We start from the raw sequence: 15,802 nt of genomic DNA on the forward strand, positions 1-15,802 counted from the left end.
CATACCAAGTTACTGACGGGTAACTTACGACGTTTCCTGATTGACCATACATCTGACCGCACCGGACCAAGTGACCACTCTCCGCCGAACCGATCCCGTAGGCACTAACCTCTCGTCGGTGAGCGATTCTTCGAACGCAGCCTCGGCAGCGACACCCACGGTGATGAACCCGATCCCAGATGCGGCTCGGCCGCTGCCAACCGATGCGGCTCAGCCGCTCCCTCTCACCGGGGAACGGACGGTCCCCGGCATTGCGGAGGAGAACTACTGGTTCCGTAGACACGAAATCGTGTACGAGCGCCTGGCGAGTCACTGCGCACACCGCACGGTCCTGGAAGCAGGATCGGGAGAAGGCTATGGCGCCAACATGATTGCCGCGCTCGCGAAGACCGTCATCGGACTGGACTACGACGCGTCCGCAGCAGCGCACGTGGCTGCTCGCTATCCCCGAATCGCGATGTTGCGCGGCAACCTCGCGCAGTTGCCCATCGAAGATTCCTCCGTCGACGTCGTCGTCAACTTTCAGGTCATCGAACATCTCTGGGACCAAGCGCAGTTTCTCGACGAGTGCTTCCGCGTGCTTACTCCCGGCGGCCTGCTGCTGATCTCCACGCCCAACCGCATCACGTTCTCCCCCGGCCGCGACACGCCGCTCAATCCGTTTCACACCCGCGAACTGAACGCGACCGAACTCACCGAACTCCTCGAAGATGCGCGTTTCGCCGTCCAGGAGATGACCGGGGTCCACCATGGCGGGGCCCTGCGCGCGCTGGACGCCAAACACGGCGGTTCGTTCATCGATGCGCAGATCGAACGCGCCCTAGCAGGTCAGCCATGGCCTGCGGAACTCACCACGGACGTCGCTGCCGTGACGACCGCCGATTTCGATCTCACTCCCGAAAACATCGACGCCAGCCTCGACCTCGTTGCGATCGCGGTGAAACCCGACTCGGCACACGTGATTTCGGTAAGCGGGTGAAAGAACCCGGGATGTTCTCCCTGGTACTTCATTCCCATCTCCCCTGGCTCGCCAACCACGGCCGGTGGCCCGTCGGAGAGGAATGGCTGTACCAGTCATGGGCTGCGTCCTATCTGCCGCTGACCGAGATGCTGACGCGACTGGCAAGTGAGGGACGTCACAACCTGTTGTCGCTGGGCATCACACCGGTGCTCGCTGCGCAACTCGACGATCCGCACAGTCTCGCCGGAATGCACCACTGGCTCGGTAATTGGCAACTGCGCGCCCACGAGTCGACCGATCGGGCGCTGGCGATTCGCGAACATCGCGCTTCCGCATCGGCGTTGGACAATTTCGAAACGCATTGGCGTCACGGCGGTTCCGCCGTCGTTCGTCGACTCGTCGATGCGGGCACCATCGAACTTCTCGGTGGCCCACTCGCCCATCCCTTCACTCCGCTGCTCGATCCACGCCTGCGCCAGTTCTCACTGGCGGAGGGGCTCTCGGATGCGCAGACACGCTGGGGCACGAGGCCGAACGGCCTTTGGGCACCGGAGTGCGCGTACACCCCTGGCATGGAGGTCGAATACGACGCGGCAGGGGTCACCCACTTCATGGTCGACGGACCGGCGTTGCGCGGCGACACGACCGTGGGCCGGCCCGTCCGAGACTCCGATGTCGTCGCGTTCGGGCGGGATCTTCAGGTGAGCTATCGGGTGTGGTCGCCCAAATCCGGATACCCGGGGCACAGCGCCTATCGCGATTTCCATACCTACGACCACGCGACCGGACTCAAATCCTCACGGGTGACGGGTCGAAACGTGGACTCGGCGGACAAGGCGCCGTACGACCCGGAGCTCGCATCTGCTGCCATCGATCGCCACGTGGTGGATTTCGTCGATGCGATACGAAAGCGCCTACGCGCCGAATCCGCCCGTGTCGGAAGACCGGCACTAGTGGTGGCCGCGTTCGACACCGAACTGTTCGGCCATTGGTGGTTCGAGGGTCCGGTCTGGCTCGAACGGGTTCTGCGAGCACTACCCGAAGCAGGAATCGACGTCGGCACCCTCGACGATGCACGATCGAGGGGCTACGTCGGATCCTCGGTCGAGCTGGAGGACTCGTCGTGGGGCTCGGGCAAGGACTGGCGAGTCTGGGCGGGAGATGCCGTCGAAGACTTGGTTGCACTCAACGCCGAGGTCGTGACGGCCGCGCTCGATACTGTCGACAAGTCTCGCGACAACGCCTCGATTCCAGGACAGCCCGAATTGCGTAACCGGATCAACGACCAGGTGCTGCGTGAGACACTCATGGCGGTAGCCAGCGACTGGGCCTTCATGGTCAGCAAGGACACTGCCGCCGGCTATGCCCGCGAACGAGCGCATGTCCACGCGCACGCTCTCCGGGAGATCGCCGACGCGGTGAACCAGGGGCACGACGCGGCAGCGAAGCGGCTCGCGGCGCAGTGGAACCGAGCGGACGGACTGTTTCCTGCGCTCGATGCCCGACGCCTACCGGGTGGTCGTCGGTAGGCCACATGCACACTGATCACGGGGCTGTACGGAGGGGAACGTCGAAGTGAAGATATTGATGGTGTCGTGGGAGTACCCACCGGTCGTCGTCGGCGGGCTCGGTAGACATGTCCACCATCTCGCGACCGAACTCGTACGCGCCGGTCACGAGGTCGTCGTTCTCTCACGCCGCCCCACCGGTACCGACGCATCCACACATCCGACCTCACACCACATCGAGGACGGCGTTCTCGTGGTCGCGGTGGCCGAGGATCCTGCCCACTTCGTCTTCGGTGAAGACATGCTGGCATGGACGCTGGCAATGGGTCACGCCATGGTTCGGGCAGGAGTCGCGTTGGGTAAACCAGGGCTCGGTGAAGGCTGGCAACCCGACGTCGTCCACGCGCACGACTGGCTCGTCGCTCACCCCTCCATCGCCCTTGCCGAGCACTACGACGTACCGCTTGTCTCCACCATCCACGCCACCGAGGCGGGACGGCACAGCGGCTGGATCTCGGGTCAGGTCAATCGGCAGGTGCACTCGATCGAATGGTGGCTCGCCAACGACTCGGACGCTGTCATCGCGTGCTCCGCCTCCATGAAGGACGAGGTGACCCGACTTTTCGACATTCCGGATGCCGCGGTCACCGTCATCAGGAACGGGATCGACATTCGTGCGTGGAACTTCCGGCTACGGGAGCCGCGGTCGACGCCGGCAACACTGCTGTACGTCGGGCGACTCGAGTACGAGAAGGGCATTCAGGACGCCATCGCCGCACTCCCCCGCATCCGACGCTCTCACCCTGGCACCACGTTGCACATTGCCGGGGAGGGAACACAATTCACCTGGCTGGCACAGCTGGCACGAACCCACCGCGTCGCCCGTGCGGTCTCTTTCCTCGGCACCCTCGGTCACGCAGATCTACTCGGCGCTCTCCACAGTGCCGACGCCATCGTGCTCCCGAGCCGATACGAACCTTTCGGGATAATCGCGCTCGAGGCTGCGGCAGCAGGCACACCGCTGGTTGCATCGACCGCGGGCGGGCTGGGCGAGGCGATCGTGGACGGGCAGACCGGGTTGTCGTTCGAACCGGCGGACGTCGCCGGGCTGACGGCCGCCGTCCGGAACGTGCTCGACAACGTCGATGCAGCCCAGGCGCGTGCTTCAGCAGCGAGAGAACGCCTCACCGTCGATTTCGACTGGAAACACGTCGCCGAATCGACAGCGCAGGTCTATCTTTCGGCAAAGCGAAAGGTTCGGTTCCCGCTTGCACGACCCAGTATCGTCGAGCGGGCGCTACCCGAACGTGGTTGAGTCGTCCCGAGCCGCCTCGGCCGCAGTGAGCGCCTTCTTGCGGGCGATGTCCTCGAGCGCGGCGATGTACTCGGCGCGCTTGGCCGCGCCGGCTTCCCAGTCCACTTTCCTATTGCGCACGACCTTGACGGGAGCGCCAACAGCAATGCTGTAGTCGGGTATATCGCCCTTGACGACGGCGTGTGCACCGAGGACGCAACCTCGCCCGACGCGCGTCTCCCGCAGCACTGTCACCTTGGCCGCGATCCAGGTGTCCGGGCCGATCCGTACCGGCCCCTTGACGATCCCCTGGTCCTTGATGGGCATCGTGACGTCGTCCATCCGATGATCGAAATCGCAGATGTAGCACCAGTCCGCGACCAGCGTCGACGCACCAATCTCGATATCGAGATAGGCGTTGACGACGTTGTCCTTGCCGAAGACGACCTTGTCACCGATCCGCAGCGATCCCTCGTGGCACCGAATGGCGTTGCCATCGCCGATGTGGACCCATCGACCGATCTCGAGCCGCGACAGCTCTGGAGTCGAGTGGATCTCCACGTTCTTACCGAGAAACACCATGCCCCGCAGAATCACGTGCGGATTCGCCATCTTGAACCGGGCCAGGCGGTAGTACCGGACGAGGTACCACGGCGTGTACGCCTTGTTTCGGCGGATCCATCGTAGTGAGTCGAGAGTGAGGAACTGTGCCTGGTCGGGGTCGCGTCGTCTCGAACCACGCCACCGCGTACGCAGCGGTGCGTTCCACATGCTCGTCATAACGCCTCACCATAGTTTCGGTGCTCTCGCAATCCAACTCTGCCGTCCGAGCTTTCCGACGGCCCTCGATACGTGGGACACACGAGATCGCCAGAGAGGCCGCGACGCGAGATCGACACCTCGGCCGCGATAGTCTCTGTCCCGACGAGTGCGGCGCCTCCCCGGCCCCTCCCGCGAAGATCATGAGCAGAGACCGGACACGAAGGAGATCACCAGGTGCTTGGCGGCAGAGCGGACCGCGTGTCGATCGCGACCCTTGCGATTGTCGGCATCTTGACCCTCGGTGCGTGCTCGAGCGGTGCCGGGACAATCGACGCGTTCGCGCCGGGGAGTTGGCCCGTCGCACACGGCGATGCACGAAACAGCAACACCACCGATCACACCGACTTGTCCGCGGTGTCTTTCGCGTGGTCGCGTCCGCTCGGTGGCGCCGTGGTGTCGCCGGTATCCATTGCCGCGAGCGGACAGATGTTCGTCTCGACCTACACCGACGCCGGGTGCAACCTCTTTTCGTTCGATATCGATTCCGGTCGCAAGCGCTGGTGCAACCGACTAGCGCCTTCCGTCGCCGTGTCCACCCCGCTGGTGGACTCGGTAGCGAACGTGTACGTCGGCGAAGACGGTGCGTTCTCCTCCTTCAACGATCACGGTCAGTTGCGCTGGCGCACACCTGTCTACGGCGTCCCGCGCACCGCTCAATTCCTCGGTGACGGAAGTGTGCTCGCGGTGACCCACTTCGGTCAGGTCAATGTTCTGAACACGCAGACTGGACAGTTGACCGTCCCCATTGTCGACTTGATCGATACCCCCGACTTCCTCGAATCCCCCAACACGAACTTCCTTGCACCCGACTCCGGACTTGCCGACTGCGCAACCGGATCGGCGTCATGTCCCGTCGGTGCCGCCCCAGCGGTAGACCTCGAATCGTCCTCGATCTACCTCGTCCTGTGGCGGCCCGGTGCGATTGCGCCACAGCTGGTCGCACTCCATTACGACGCCGACGCAACCCCGGCTCTTACCGAGCAATGGTCTTCGGAGTTGCTTCCGGCAGGGGTGACCTCGAGCCCGGTCCTGTCGCAGGACGGCTCCACCGTGTACATCGCCGACGTCGACGGCCGAGTCAGCGCCTACAACGCTTCGGATGGCACCGTGAAGTGGACGCAGGGTGCAGCCTTCGGCGCTTCGGGATCGCCGTCGGTCTCCTCCACCGGCTTGATAGTTCCGACGGGCGGGGACAGCGGCATGCAAGCCTTACAGGACGAAGGAGACCACGCCACTCTCGTGTGGTCGCGAAATGATTTGCAGCAAGCCGGGGTTCCAGTTCAGAGCGTGGACGGTACCGTGCAGACGGTAGTTCGTCGCGGCGAAGAATTAGCACTCACCAGTGTCGATGCCCAATCCGGGACTACCAATTCCGAGCAGATCCTCCCGGATGCAACGGGTTTCACCGTAGGTACCTCGATCGGACCGGAAGGTCAGGTCGTCACCTCGACCTATCTGGGCGAGATTTTCACCTACGCGTCCTGACCGGCGCGCCCGGTCGGCGTGCTTCGCAGATGAACGCGACCCCCGCACGCTCGATTCGGGTGATGATCACCGACAAGGCGGTCTCACCTCGCAGCTTGAGTTTGGGACGCAGTAGGGCCGGATCGACGTCGACGCCGCGCACGAGAATCTCGACAGCTCCACATCCGTGAGCAGTCAGAGCTTGGCGCAACGTCTTCTCCGAGTACTTGATTCGCTCCAGGATGCGAAATCCGTTGATGCCGTCCGGCACCGAATCTCCGGTGAGGTATGCAATCCGGGGATCGAGTTGCCACAGTCCGTGTCTGGCCGCATAGTGCCGAACCAAACCGGCACGGACGACCGCGCCGTCGGGGTCGACGATCCACGCCCCTGGAGCTTTGACCTCGATGTCGTCGGGCTCTGCGTCGGTGATCTCGTAGGACGCTCCCGTCGAGGAGAGAACCGATGCGCGTCTACGTACATCGGACCGAGTGAGACCGGGCGACCACAGACATGCCTCCCGGACCCCGGAATCCAGTGATGTCACCTCGATCTCGCCGGTGAAGTCGAGTCGGTCGAAATCCAAACCGGGTGCACATTTGACGACCAGATCGCGCCCGGGATACGCGTCGAGAAGCGCGGGGAGTGGAGGTTCGAGTGCCGCGGGATCGAGTGTTCGTCTCCCGCCGCTGCGGCGTCCTGGATCGGCAAGGATCACCGTCCCCCTTGTGGTCGGGGTCAAAGCGTCCGCGCGCAGTAGAGCCGCGCCGGGCACGTTGTGCGCGGCCATCCGCAGCCGCGTCGGATCCAGATCGCTGCCGATTACAGTTTCGTTGCCGACACCGGTCAACGAGGCCAATTCGGTGCCGATGGAACACGTCACATCGTGCACTGCTCTACCTGCCAAACGGCCGGCCCTACGATCGGCGACACGTGACGGTGTCGCCTGCTGAACGGCATCGTCGGTCAACAGCCATCGTTCTGCATCGGTCAACTTCACGCGAGCTCGACGACGAAGCGTGACCGTTTCGACGAGAGCTGCGAAATGATCGGAATGCGCCGACCTGATCGCACCGATATCAGCCAACATCGACTTCGGCGTCAACGCGTAGCGGTCGACATCTGCCAGCGCAGCGACGCCGACATCGCTGACGAGATAGTCGATGTCGGCGTCGCCGAAAAGATAAGCCATGTGCAGTACCGGGGTGAACGCTGTATCAGTTCGACTTCACTCCGGTGATCATCACGTTGTAAAAGTATCCACGCGGGACGACATGCGTGAGCACCTTCTCATCGAGCCAGCTCAGCGTCTTCCAGCTACCGAACGCGAACTTGGCCCAATTCCATCCGAGCTTGTCTGCGGGCACGGCGGCCTCGAAAGTGCGGACCGGCCAACCGAGCAGAGCAGCTGCAAATTCTTCGGTCCGAGCCTGGACGTCGACGGCCCCTGCCGACACCGCAATGTTCTCGAGATCTGTGGGATCGAATGTATGCAGATCGACAATTGCCTCCAGCGCCGCTGCGCGGGACGACTCGTCGAGCTCTTCCTGCGGCTTGCGCCAACTACTCAGGAAAGGCAGTTTGGTTGTGCGAGTGGTCGCCTCCCACGTCAGCCGGCCGAGCCAGCGGGCGTAGAAGTTGCCGACCGTTGTGGGTTCACCGGCGAACACGAAACGTCCACCCGGCTTGAGCACTCGCAGCACCTCACGAAGCGACTGTTCGACGTCGGGGATGTGGTGCAGAACCGCGTGACCTACGACCAGATCGAACGTGTTGTCTTCGTACGGAATCGTCTCGGCATCGGCGACCCGACCATCGACGTCGAGATTCAGGTGGCCGGCGTTGCGCAACGCAACCTTGACCATCCCGGGAGACAGGTCCGTGACCGAGCCCTTCTCGGCAACACCGGCCTGCATAAGGTTGAGCAGGAAGAATCCGGTGCCACACCCGAGTTCGAGTGCTCGTCCGTACGGCAGCGCCTCCTGTGCGCCGGCTTGTCCACTGACAGCCTGATCGAATCGGCCACGCGCGTAGTCGATGCAACGCTCGTCGTACGAGATCGACCATTTGTCGTCGTACGTCTCGGCTTCCCAGTCGTGGTAAAGCACCTGGGCGAGCTTGGTATCGGACCGTGCCGCCTCCACCTGCTCGGCGGTGGCATGCGGGTTGGGCGTCGGGTCGCTCGAAGCGTCGGGGACGGCTCGCAGGCTGGTGTCAGCGCTGCCGGTCGACGAATCTTTGCCGTCGTGGGGGCTTGCAGTCATGAGGGCAGCCTACTATCCGGTAGGAAATGAACAAGTTCTAGTTTCTTGCATCTTTTCACTCGCCGGTGAACTCTGCTTTGCCAGGTCCGTTCGCGATGAAAGATTCCATCCCGATCGTGCGATCAGCCGTGGCGAAGAGGGATGCGAACTGGCCGGCCTCGATCTTCAGGCCAGTGTTCAAGTCGGCGTCGAGCCCCTGGTCGATCGACGCTTTGGCAGCTGCCAACGCCCTGGACGCACCTCCGACGAATTGGGAAGCCCACTTTCGCGCCGCGTTGTACACCTCGTCCGGAGCCACGACCTCGTCGACGAGACCGATACGCAGCGCTTCCTCCGCACCGACGAAGCGGCCCGTGAACACGAGATCCTTGGCCTTGCTCGGTCCGATCAGCCGGGCGAGACGCTGTGTGCCACCGCCGCCGGGGATGACGCCGAGCAGCACTTCCGGCACACCCAGTTTGACGTTGTCTCCGATGACTCGGCGATCCGCGCTCAGCGCTACTTCGAGTCCGCCACCAAGTGCGTATCCGGTGACCGCGGCGACGACAGGTTTGGGAATATCGGCCAAGGACCCGATCGCAGACTGCAGATCACCGGCGATGTCGCTCATCTGACCGAAGGTGAGCGTTGCCATCTCCTTGATGTCCGCACCGGCCGCGAAGACCTTCTCGCCGCCGTACACAATTACCGCCTTGACCGAAGAATCGACGGTCGCCGCGCGGGCTGCTGCCCGCAGCTCCTCCTGGACCTGCCGATTCAACGCATTCATGGGTGGACGAGCCAACCGAATGGTTCCGATACCGTCTTCGACCTCTAAAGTTACGAACTCAGCCATGAGAACACACGCTACCTGTGCTCGCGGTCTGCGAACTCAGGGGTAGGCGCCACGACCGACCTAAGGTTTTCTCCCCGACCACGGATGCGCACTGTCCGCGTAGTACCCGTCCTGGCCTGGGAAATCGACCCGAATCTTTCCGTCGACCCGATGCAAATCGGGTTGGATAGGCGAAATATCGGGCGACGCGTCGAGAATATCGGCGATCGAGTCGAAGCCTTCGAGTCCTGACAGCTGGCTCCACGTCGGAGGCAACAAGATCGTCTCTCCCCGTCGCCAGTCCGCCAACGCTGCTGTCGACGAACGCCATCCAACCGATGCCGCTTCACTGGTCGCTCCGTCTGCCTCCTGGCCGTCCGGAAGCACCGCCACGAAGAACCGCGTGTCGTAACGACGCTTCTCTCCGACCGGAGTGATCCAGTTCGACCACGGCCGCAGCAGATCGGCCCGTAGAACGAGCCCGTTTCGGGTGAGGAACTGGCCGAAGGTCTGCTCCCGGCGCTCCAACTTGCCACGATCTTCTGCAAAACAACTGGTATCGGAAACGGTCGAGTCCGGCGTGGGGCCTGCGAGAAGAACTCCGCATTCCTCGAAAGTTTCGCGAGCTGCGGCGCACACGAGCGCTGTCGCTTTGCGTTCGTCCACACCGAACCTGTCCGCCCACCACACCGGCCCGGGGCCGGACCAAGCCACGTCGGCGTCCGCGTCGGACAAGTCGACGCCACCACCCGGAAAGACGGTCATGCCACCGGCGAACGCCATTCCACCGACGCGTTCGAGCAGAAACACCTCGATACCGAGCGCACCATCTCGAACCAAAATTACGGTCGACGCGTCGCGGACAGGGACTTGTTCGGGCACCGACACACCAGTTGATGTCATGTTCGAGAATCTACCCGGCACCGAACCTGCTGCATTCAGCGGCGATGCTGACCGGGCGTGCGGGTTCGACGAGCGAAGAATCGACCATCGACACGATCGAGCGCAATCGACTGGCTGAACGCTTCGGTCAGATTCTCCGCGGTGATGACGTCCTCGAGAAGTCCCTGTGCAACGACCCCACCTTCCTTGAGCAGCAGTGCGTGGCTGAAGCCAGGTGGTATTTCCTCGACATGGTGGGTGATGAGGACGGTTGCCGGAGCGTCCGGATCTGCAGCCAGGTCCGCCAACCGTGCGACGAGTTCTTCGCGTCCGCCCAGATCGAGCCCAGCAGCAGGCTCGTCGAGTAGCAGCAGTTCCGGATCGGTCATCAGCGCTCGCGCGATCAGCACCCGCTTGCGTTCGCCCTCGGACAGCGTTCCGTAAGTGCGATCGGCCAGATGCTCGGCACCGAGGCTTTCCAACATCTCCACTGCCCGCTCGGTGTCCATCTCGTCGTAACGCTCACGCCAGCGGCCGAGCACGCTGTAACCGGCGGAGACCACGAGATCGCTCACGGTCTCGTGCGGGGGTATGCGGTGTGCCAACGCGGATGACGAAAGGCCGATTCGAGTTTTCAATTCAGCGACATCGACCTTGCCCATCACTTCACCGAGAACGTGAGCCGTTCCCGAGGTCGGGTGAACTTCGGCGGCTGCAATACGCAGCAGCGAGGTCTTGCCGGCCCCGTTGGGCCCGAGTACGACCCAGCGTTCGTCGAGTTCTACCTGCCAGGTGACGGGACCGACGAGTGTTACCCCACCCCGCCTGACGAGAACGTTGTTGAAATCGATGAGCAAATCGGGATCCGGTTCAGACACGTGTCTATCTTGTCCCACATTCGTCGGGCTTTCACGGCAGGATCTGCAGGCGTGTCGTCCAACCTTCATCTCGCCTGGCGCGAAGAGACTCCGCCGCCAGGATCGCCGCTCCCCCTCGGGGCAACCGTCCACGCCGGTGGTACGCAATTTGCGGTCCACTCCCCCGAATCGGACGGCATCGAGGTATGTCTGATCGATGCGGACGGAGCCGAACAAAGGGTCGAACTACGCAGCCGCACCTATGGGATCTGGCATGGCATCGTTCCGGACGTCGGACCGGGACAAAGGTACGGATACCGGGTACACGGACGCTGGGATCCCTCCACCGGTCGCCGATTCAATGAGCACAAGATCCTGATCGATCCCGCCGCCCGCAAGATCACTGGAAGCCTCGGTTCAGCTCGAGCCTTACTTCCCTACGACGAGGATCCGTTCGGACACCCCAGCACCATCGATTCACTGGGCTCGATCCCACTTTCCGTCGTGACCGGCCGATCCACTTTCGATACCGGTTCCGCTCCGGACGTCCCCTGGGATCGGACAGTGATCTACGAGATGCACGTCGGTTCCTACACAGCGAGGAACCCGGCCGTTCCCCCCGCACACCGCGGAACGTATCTCGGACTGACCGCACCCGCAGTGCTCGAACATCTGACCCGCCTCGGTGTGACCACCATCGAATTGCTCCCAGTTCAGGCGATGCTCACCGAACCAGGTGTGCGCGCCCGCGGCAAGCGCAATCATTGGGGCTACTCGACCGGCGCCTACTTCGCACCCGACCCCCGTTTCGCAGCGGTACCGGGAGCGGAGATCGACGAGTTCAGGGCGATGGTGCGAGCACTTCATTCTGTCGGAATCGAGGTCGTTCTCGACGTCGTCTACAACCACACCTGTGAGTCCGGGGTCGACGGGCCCTCGCTCAGCTGGCGTGGGCTCGATGCCCCCGGCTACTACTTGTTGGACGGACGCGGTTACGACGTCGACCTCACCGGGTGCGGCAACACACTGGACTCGGCGTCACCTGCGGTGGTTCGGATGGTGTGCGACAGCCTTCGATACTGGGCTACCGAGATGGGTGTCGACGGATTCAGATTCGACCTTGCCAGCACCCTCGGCCGGCCAGGAGGCTGGCGATTCGATCCCCGTGCTCCGCTACTGACTGCAATAACGACCGATCCGGTTCTGTCGCGTACGAAGCTGATCGCCGAGCCGTGGGACGCGACCGGTGCGGGGTACCAAGTCGGCAGTTTCGGAAGTCTGTGGACCGAATGGAACGATCGTTACCGCGACACTGTGCGTCGGTTCTGGGCTGGACACACCGGTGTTCGCGAGCTCGCCTCCCGCATGGCAGGTTCGGAAGACATTTACGGCGGGGCTTCGCGCAAGCCTTGGGCATCGATCAATTTCGTGACCGCACACGACGGCTTCACCATCGCCGATCTCGTATCGTACGCAACCAAACACAACGAGGTGAACGGCGAAGACAATCGCGACGGGACCGACAACAACTTGTCTGTCGATCACGGAACGGAGGGTCCCACCGACGACCCGGTCATCCTGGCCGAACGCGGCCGCCATGTTCGCGCACTCCTTGCCACGCTGATGCTTTCGACCGGCACTCCGATGCTCCTCGCAGGTGACGAGCTCGGCCACACCCAATTCGGCAACAACAATGCCTACTGCGTTCCCGCCGATGCACCCGCTGCACAATCGTGGGCACTCGACTGGTCCGACGTCGACGAGGACCTGATCGCTTTCGTCGCCAGACTCCTCCGAATCCGGCGCAGTGCTCCATCGCTGCGCCAACAGGAATTCTTCACAGGCCGTGACACTCCATCGGGCAGGCCGGATCTGGTCTGGTTCGGCGCCGATGGCGCCGAACTGACCTCGCACTCGTGGAACGACGACTCGGTGCGCACGTTGCAAGCATGGGTGGACGGCGCAGACGTTCGGTCCTACGATCCCGACGGGCAGCCCGTCCTGGATGCAAGTTCGTTGTTGATCGTGCATTCGGGTGGACCGACCGACATCGAACTGGCCTGTCCTTCCTGGGCCGCAAGCAGATTCGTTCCCGTGTTCGACTCGTCCACCGCCACCGGGGTTCCCGCCGACACGACGTCGTTGCCCGCCGGATCGGCCATCTCGCTTACTGGTTCGACGGTCCTGGTACTGCGCAGCGACGGCAGGTAGTGCATGAACAGTTGAACGAGTGGCCCGATCCCCAAGGCGTACAGCACGGTTCCGATACCCACGGTTCCTCCGAGCATCCAACCGGTTGCGACGACAATCAGCTCGATACACGTCCGAACGAGGCGAACCGAGAGCCCCGTTCGTGCGACCAGTCCGGTCATCAGGCCGTCCCGTGGACCGGGACCCATTCCTGCGCCGATGTACAGCGCCGTCGCGAACGCATTGACGACGATGCCGGTCACCATCATGGCCGCTCGGACAGCAATCGCGTCGAAAGTCGGGAGCCATCGAATCGACAGGTCGACTGCTACCGCGATCACCACCACATTGCTGACGGTTCCCAGTCCTGGCTTCTGTCGCAACGGAATCCATGCGAGCAACACAGCTACTCCGGTCGCTGCAGTGATCGCTCCGAAACTCAGTGGCACGTGCAGGCTCAGGCCCTGGTGGAGTACATCCCATGGATCGAGCCCGAGCCCCGCAGTGATCATCAGCGCCATCGAGAATCCGTACAGACACAAACCCACGTAGAGCGCCACGAGTCGTGGCGCGAGGTGGACCAGGCGAGCACGGGCGAGCATAGAGACGATCCAAGACATCCATCGAGTGTCCGCCAGACTGGTAGCGGCACAAACATCCAGTCGCGAGCCAGTGGACCCTCTACCGATGTCAGGGTGAGGCGAGGGCGATGACGGTCATCGAACCGGGGGCTACTTCGGTGAAGCCGGCATCGCGCACGGCCACCGCGCTTGCGCCATCTCCATCGACGAGCGCGCGAACAATCGCCCATTGCGCTGAATCGGCATCGCGGACCGAACACTCGAAACCCTGCCCTGCCCACGCCTGAGCTTGCTCGACACTCATCGCTGCCGCCAACAACATCGACGCATGCGCTACCTGTGCAGCAGCTTTTCCGACCGTCATGTCCAACGACCGGTCGATCCACAACACCGGCACAGCGGGCCGAGGCGGCCCCGGATCATCGTGCTCGAGATCGGTCCCGCCGATCTGCAACTTCTTGATTCGGGAGTCGAGATCGCCGACCCGTCCGGGGACCAGCGCGCGGGCCTGGGCTGCGCCGACTTCGGCCGTGACACCGTCGACTGCGAGAGCGGCTTCCCATTGGGCGCCGCGGGCGCGACGAGCCACCTTTCTGATGCGCGCCGAAGTCCACGCGCGAAACTGCTCGTCCCACTCGCCGCCGGGACCGGCGCGTTCATCGAGGCAGATCCGCACCGTTGCGATCGCCGCCGCTGCCAACAGATCGCTGCGCATCGGTGGGTCCGCTTTGGAAATATGAAGCACGATCGGCATCGCGAGAACATCCGCCGGGTCGGGCGGGTCTTCCTTGCCCCCGTATCCGAGGGCCAGCACAGCGTGACGCTCGGCGAAGGTACTTCGAGGCGGGACTGGCTCTTCCAACGGTTCGGTCACGGGTTCGGTCACGGGATCGGGACGCGCCGCACGCCACCGTCGATGGCGTCCGCAGCCTCGATTTCGTTCCGCGTCACACCGAGCATGAAGAGCACCGCATCGAGATAGGGGTGCGAGATCGCGGTATCAGCAATTTCGCGCAACGCAGGCTTGGCATTGAACGCCACGCCCAACCCAGCCGCAGTGAGCATGTCGATGTCGTTCGCGCCGTCACCGACAGCTACCGTTTGCTCCATCGGAACGCCGCACTGCGCGGCAAAATCGCGCAATGCTGTCGCCTTCGCGGCCCGGTCGATGACCTCGCCGATCACCCGACCGGTCAACTTCCCATCGATTATCTCGAGCGTATTGGCTTTGACGAAATCCAGTTCGAGTTCATGTGCGAGACCGTCGATGACCTGACGGAATCCGCCAGAGACGACGCCACAGTGATATCCGAGTCGGCGCAGGGTGCGGATGGTGGTGCGAGCGCCCGGCGTCAACTCGAGCGCGTCACCGACCTCCTCGATGACCGAAGCATCCAGGCCTGCCAGGGCCTCCACCCGCTGAGTGAGGGACTCCGCGAAGTCGATCTCGCCCCGCATTGCTGCCTCGGTGACGGCGCGGACCTCCTCTTCACGGCCGGCCTTCGCCGCCAGCATCTCGATGACCTCCCCCTGGACGAGGGTGGAGTCGACGTCGAAGACGATGAGGCGTTTGGACCGCCGCGAAATTCCGCTGCGCTCCACCGCGACGTCGCATCCGACTCCGGCAGCTATCTCGGACAGACCGGTCCGAAGTCGGCGGTCTGCGTCGGGAGTCGTGTCGGTCGCCGTCACCTGAAGTTCCAGTCCCGTGACCGGGTAGTCGGCGATGCCCCGGATCGAGTCGATGTTGGCGCCCTGGCGTGCCAGTTCACGCGAGATTGTGCTGAACGCGCGGGCCGTGACGGGGCGACCTAGAACGACCACCACGTGGGTAGCCAACGAGTGCTTGCCGACAGGGTCCGCGTCGATCTCGACATCGACGTGCACACCCACCGTGGACATGGCTTCTTCGAGTTCTTCCTGCAGGTCCTCGGGGTCGTTCGGGCAGGTCAGCAGCACGCCCAGCGTGAGCCGTCCACGGATGACGACCTGCTCGACGTCGAGGAGACTGACGTCGTGCCGTGAGAGCGCAGCGAACAGAACCGAGGTGACACCTGGCTTGTCCGGGCCCGTCACCGTCACGAGTACAGCGGTGTCCGATGACGCCACCGATTCTCCCTTCACACGACCCCGGCTTTGCAGAGGGGCCGAAAGTTGATTGGTCT

Annotated in this window: 13 protein-coding genes; 5 read left to right on the top strand and 8 right to left on the bottom strand. The window is 63.3% G+C overall.

Features of this window, described 5'->3' with window-relative positions; translation table 11 throughout:
* The first annotated feature begins 163 nt into the window (after nucleotides 1–163).
* The 3 genes from E5720_RS02600 to E5720_RS02610 are packed head-to-tail and all read left to right on the top strand — an operon-like array spanning nucleotide 164 to nucleotide 3,784.
* On the top strand, nucleotides 164–979 hold the full coding sequence (locus E5720_RS02600) for a methyltransferase domain-containing protein (RefSeq protein ID WP_136172394.1): 816 nt from the start codon (nucleotides 164–166) through the stop codon (nucleotides 977–979).
* An 11-nt stretch (nucleotides 980–990) separates the two neighbouring features.
* Nucleotides 991–2,490, top strand: coding sequence for a glycoside hydrolase family 57 protein (locus tag E5720_RS02605; RefSeq protein ID WP_136172395.1), 1,500 nt, complete (start codon nucleotides 991–993; stop codon nucleotides 2,488–2,490).
* Nucleotides 2,491–2,536: 46 nt separating this feature from the next.
* Entirely contained in the window at nucleotides 2,537–3,784 is a 1,248-nt protein-coding gene (locus E5720_RS02610; RefSeq protein WP_136169351.1) for a glycosyltransferase family 4 protein, read from the top strand.
* Here E5720_RS02610 and E5720_RS02615 read toward each other — a convergent pair.
* Nucleotides 3,767–4,543: an acyltransferase gene (locus E5720_RS02615; protein WP_136169352.1), complete on the bottom strand. Its 777-nt coding sequence runs from the start codon at nucleotides 4,541–4,543 to the stop codon at nucleotides 3,767–3,769. The genes E5720_RS02610 and E5720_RS02615 overlap by 18 nt on opposite strands.
* A 216-nt stretch (nucleotides 4,544–4,759) precedes the next feature.
* On the opposite strand from E5720_RS02615, the gene E5720_RS02620 reads away from it, so the two are divergent.
* Nucleotides 4,760–6,070, top strand: a complete 1,311-nt coding sequence (locus E5720_RS02620) for a PQQ-binding-like beta-propeller repeat protein (RefSeq protein ID WP_247596141.1) — start codon at nucleotides 4,760–4,762, stop codon at nucleotides 6,068–6,070.
* Here the strand turns inward: E5720_RS02620 and E5720_RS02625 are convergent.
* Genes E5720_RS02625 through E5720_RS02645 form a run of 5 tightly spaced genes read right to left on the bottom strand, consistent with a single transcriptional unit; the run spans nucleotide 6,054 to nucleotide 10,887 of the window.
* Nucleotides 6,054–7,241, bottom strand: a complete 1,188-nt coding sequence (locus E5720_RS02625; RefSeq protein WP_136169353.1) for a class I SAM-dependent methyltransferase — start codon at nucleotides 7,239–7,241, stop codon at nucleotides 6,054–6,056. The two genes, E5720_RS02620 and E5720_RS02625, sit on opposite strands and share 17 nt — an antisense overlap.
* 25 nt (nucleotides 7,242–7,266) lie before the next feature.
* Nucleotides 7,267–8,313: a class I SAM-dependent methyltransferase gene (locus E5720_RS02630; RefSeq protein ID WP_136169354.1), complete on the bottom strand. Its 1,047-nt coding sequence runs from the start codon at nucleotides 8,311–8,313 to the stop codon at nucleotides 7,267–7,269.
* Nucleotides 8,314–8,368: 55 nt separating this feature from the next.
* Nucleotides 8,369–9,148 carry an enoyl-CoA hydratase-related protein gene (locus E5720_RS02635; protein ID WP_088944471.1) on the bottom strand — a complete coding sequence of 260 codons (780 nt, stop codon included), beginning with the start codon at nucleotides 9,146–9,148 and terminating at the stop codon, nucleotides 8,369–8,371.
* 60 nt (nucleotides 9,149–9,208) lie between these two features.
* Nucleotides 9,209–10,030 (bottom strand): NUDIX hydrolase, encoded by an 822-nt coding sequence (locus tag E5720_RS02640; RefSeq protein WP_210729944.1) that lies wholly within the window; start codon nucleotides 10,028–10,030, stop codon nucleotides 9,209–9,211.
* Nucleotides 10,031–10,065: 35 nt separating this feature from the next.
* On the bottom strand, nucleotides 10,066–10,887 hold the full coding sequence (locus E5720_RS02645; protein WP_136169355.1) for an ABC transporter ATP-binding protein: 822 nt from the start codon (nucleotides 10,885–10,887) through the stop codon (nucleotides 10,066–10,068).
* 51 nt (nucleotides 10,888–10,938) lie between these two features.
* Here E5720_RS02645 and glgX point away from each other — a divergent pair, with 51 nt between their 5' ends.
* A complete protein-coding gene (gene glgX, locus E5720_RS02650; RefSeq protein ID WP_136169356.1) occupies nucleotides 10,939–13,077 on the top strand; it encodes a glycogen debranching protein GlgX in 2,139 nt (712 codons plus the stop codon).
* Between the two features lie 669 nt (nucleotides 13,078–13,746).
* On the opposite strand, the gene E5720_RS02660 is transcribed toward glgX, so the two are convergent.
* On the bottom strand, nucleotides 13,747–14,523 hold the full coding sequence (locus tag E5720_RS02660) for a peptidyl-tRNA hydrolase (RefSeq protein ID WP_247596142.1): 777 nt from the start codon (nucleotides 14,521–14,523) through the stop codon (nucleotides 13,747–13,749).
* The gene (gene serB / locus E5720_RS02665; protein ID WP_136169357.1) at nucleotides 14,520–15,746 is read right to left on the bottom strand and encodes a phosphoserine phosphatase SerB; all 1,227 of its coding nucleotides are present in this window, start codon (nucleotides 15,744–15,746) and stop codon (nucleotides 14,520–14,522) included. The genes E5720_RS02660 and serB overlap by 4 nt, the downstream gene beginning before the upstream one ends.
* Nucleotides 15,747–15,802: the final 56 nt, after the last annotated feature.

This window comes from Rhodococcus sp. PAMC28707, from assembly GCF_004795915.1.
GTDB lineage: Bacteria > Actinomycetota > Actinomycetes > Mycobacteriales > Mycobacteriaceae > Rhodococcoides.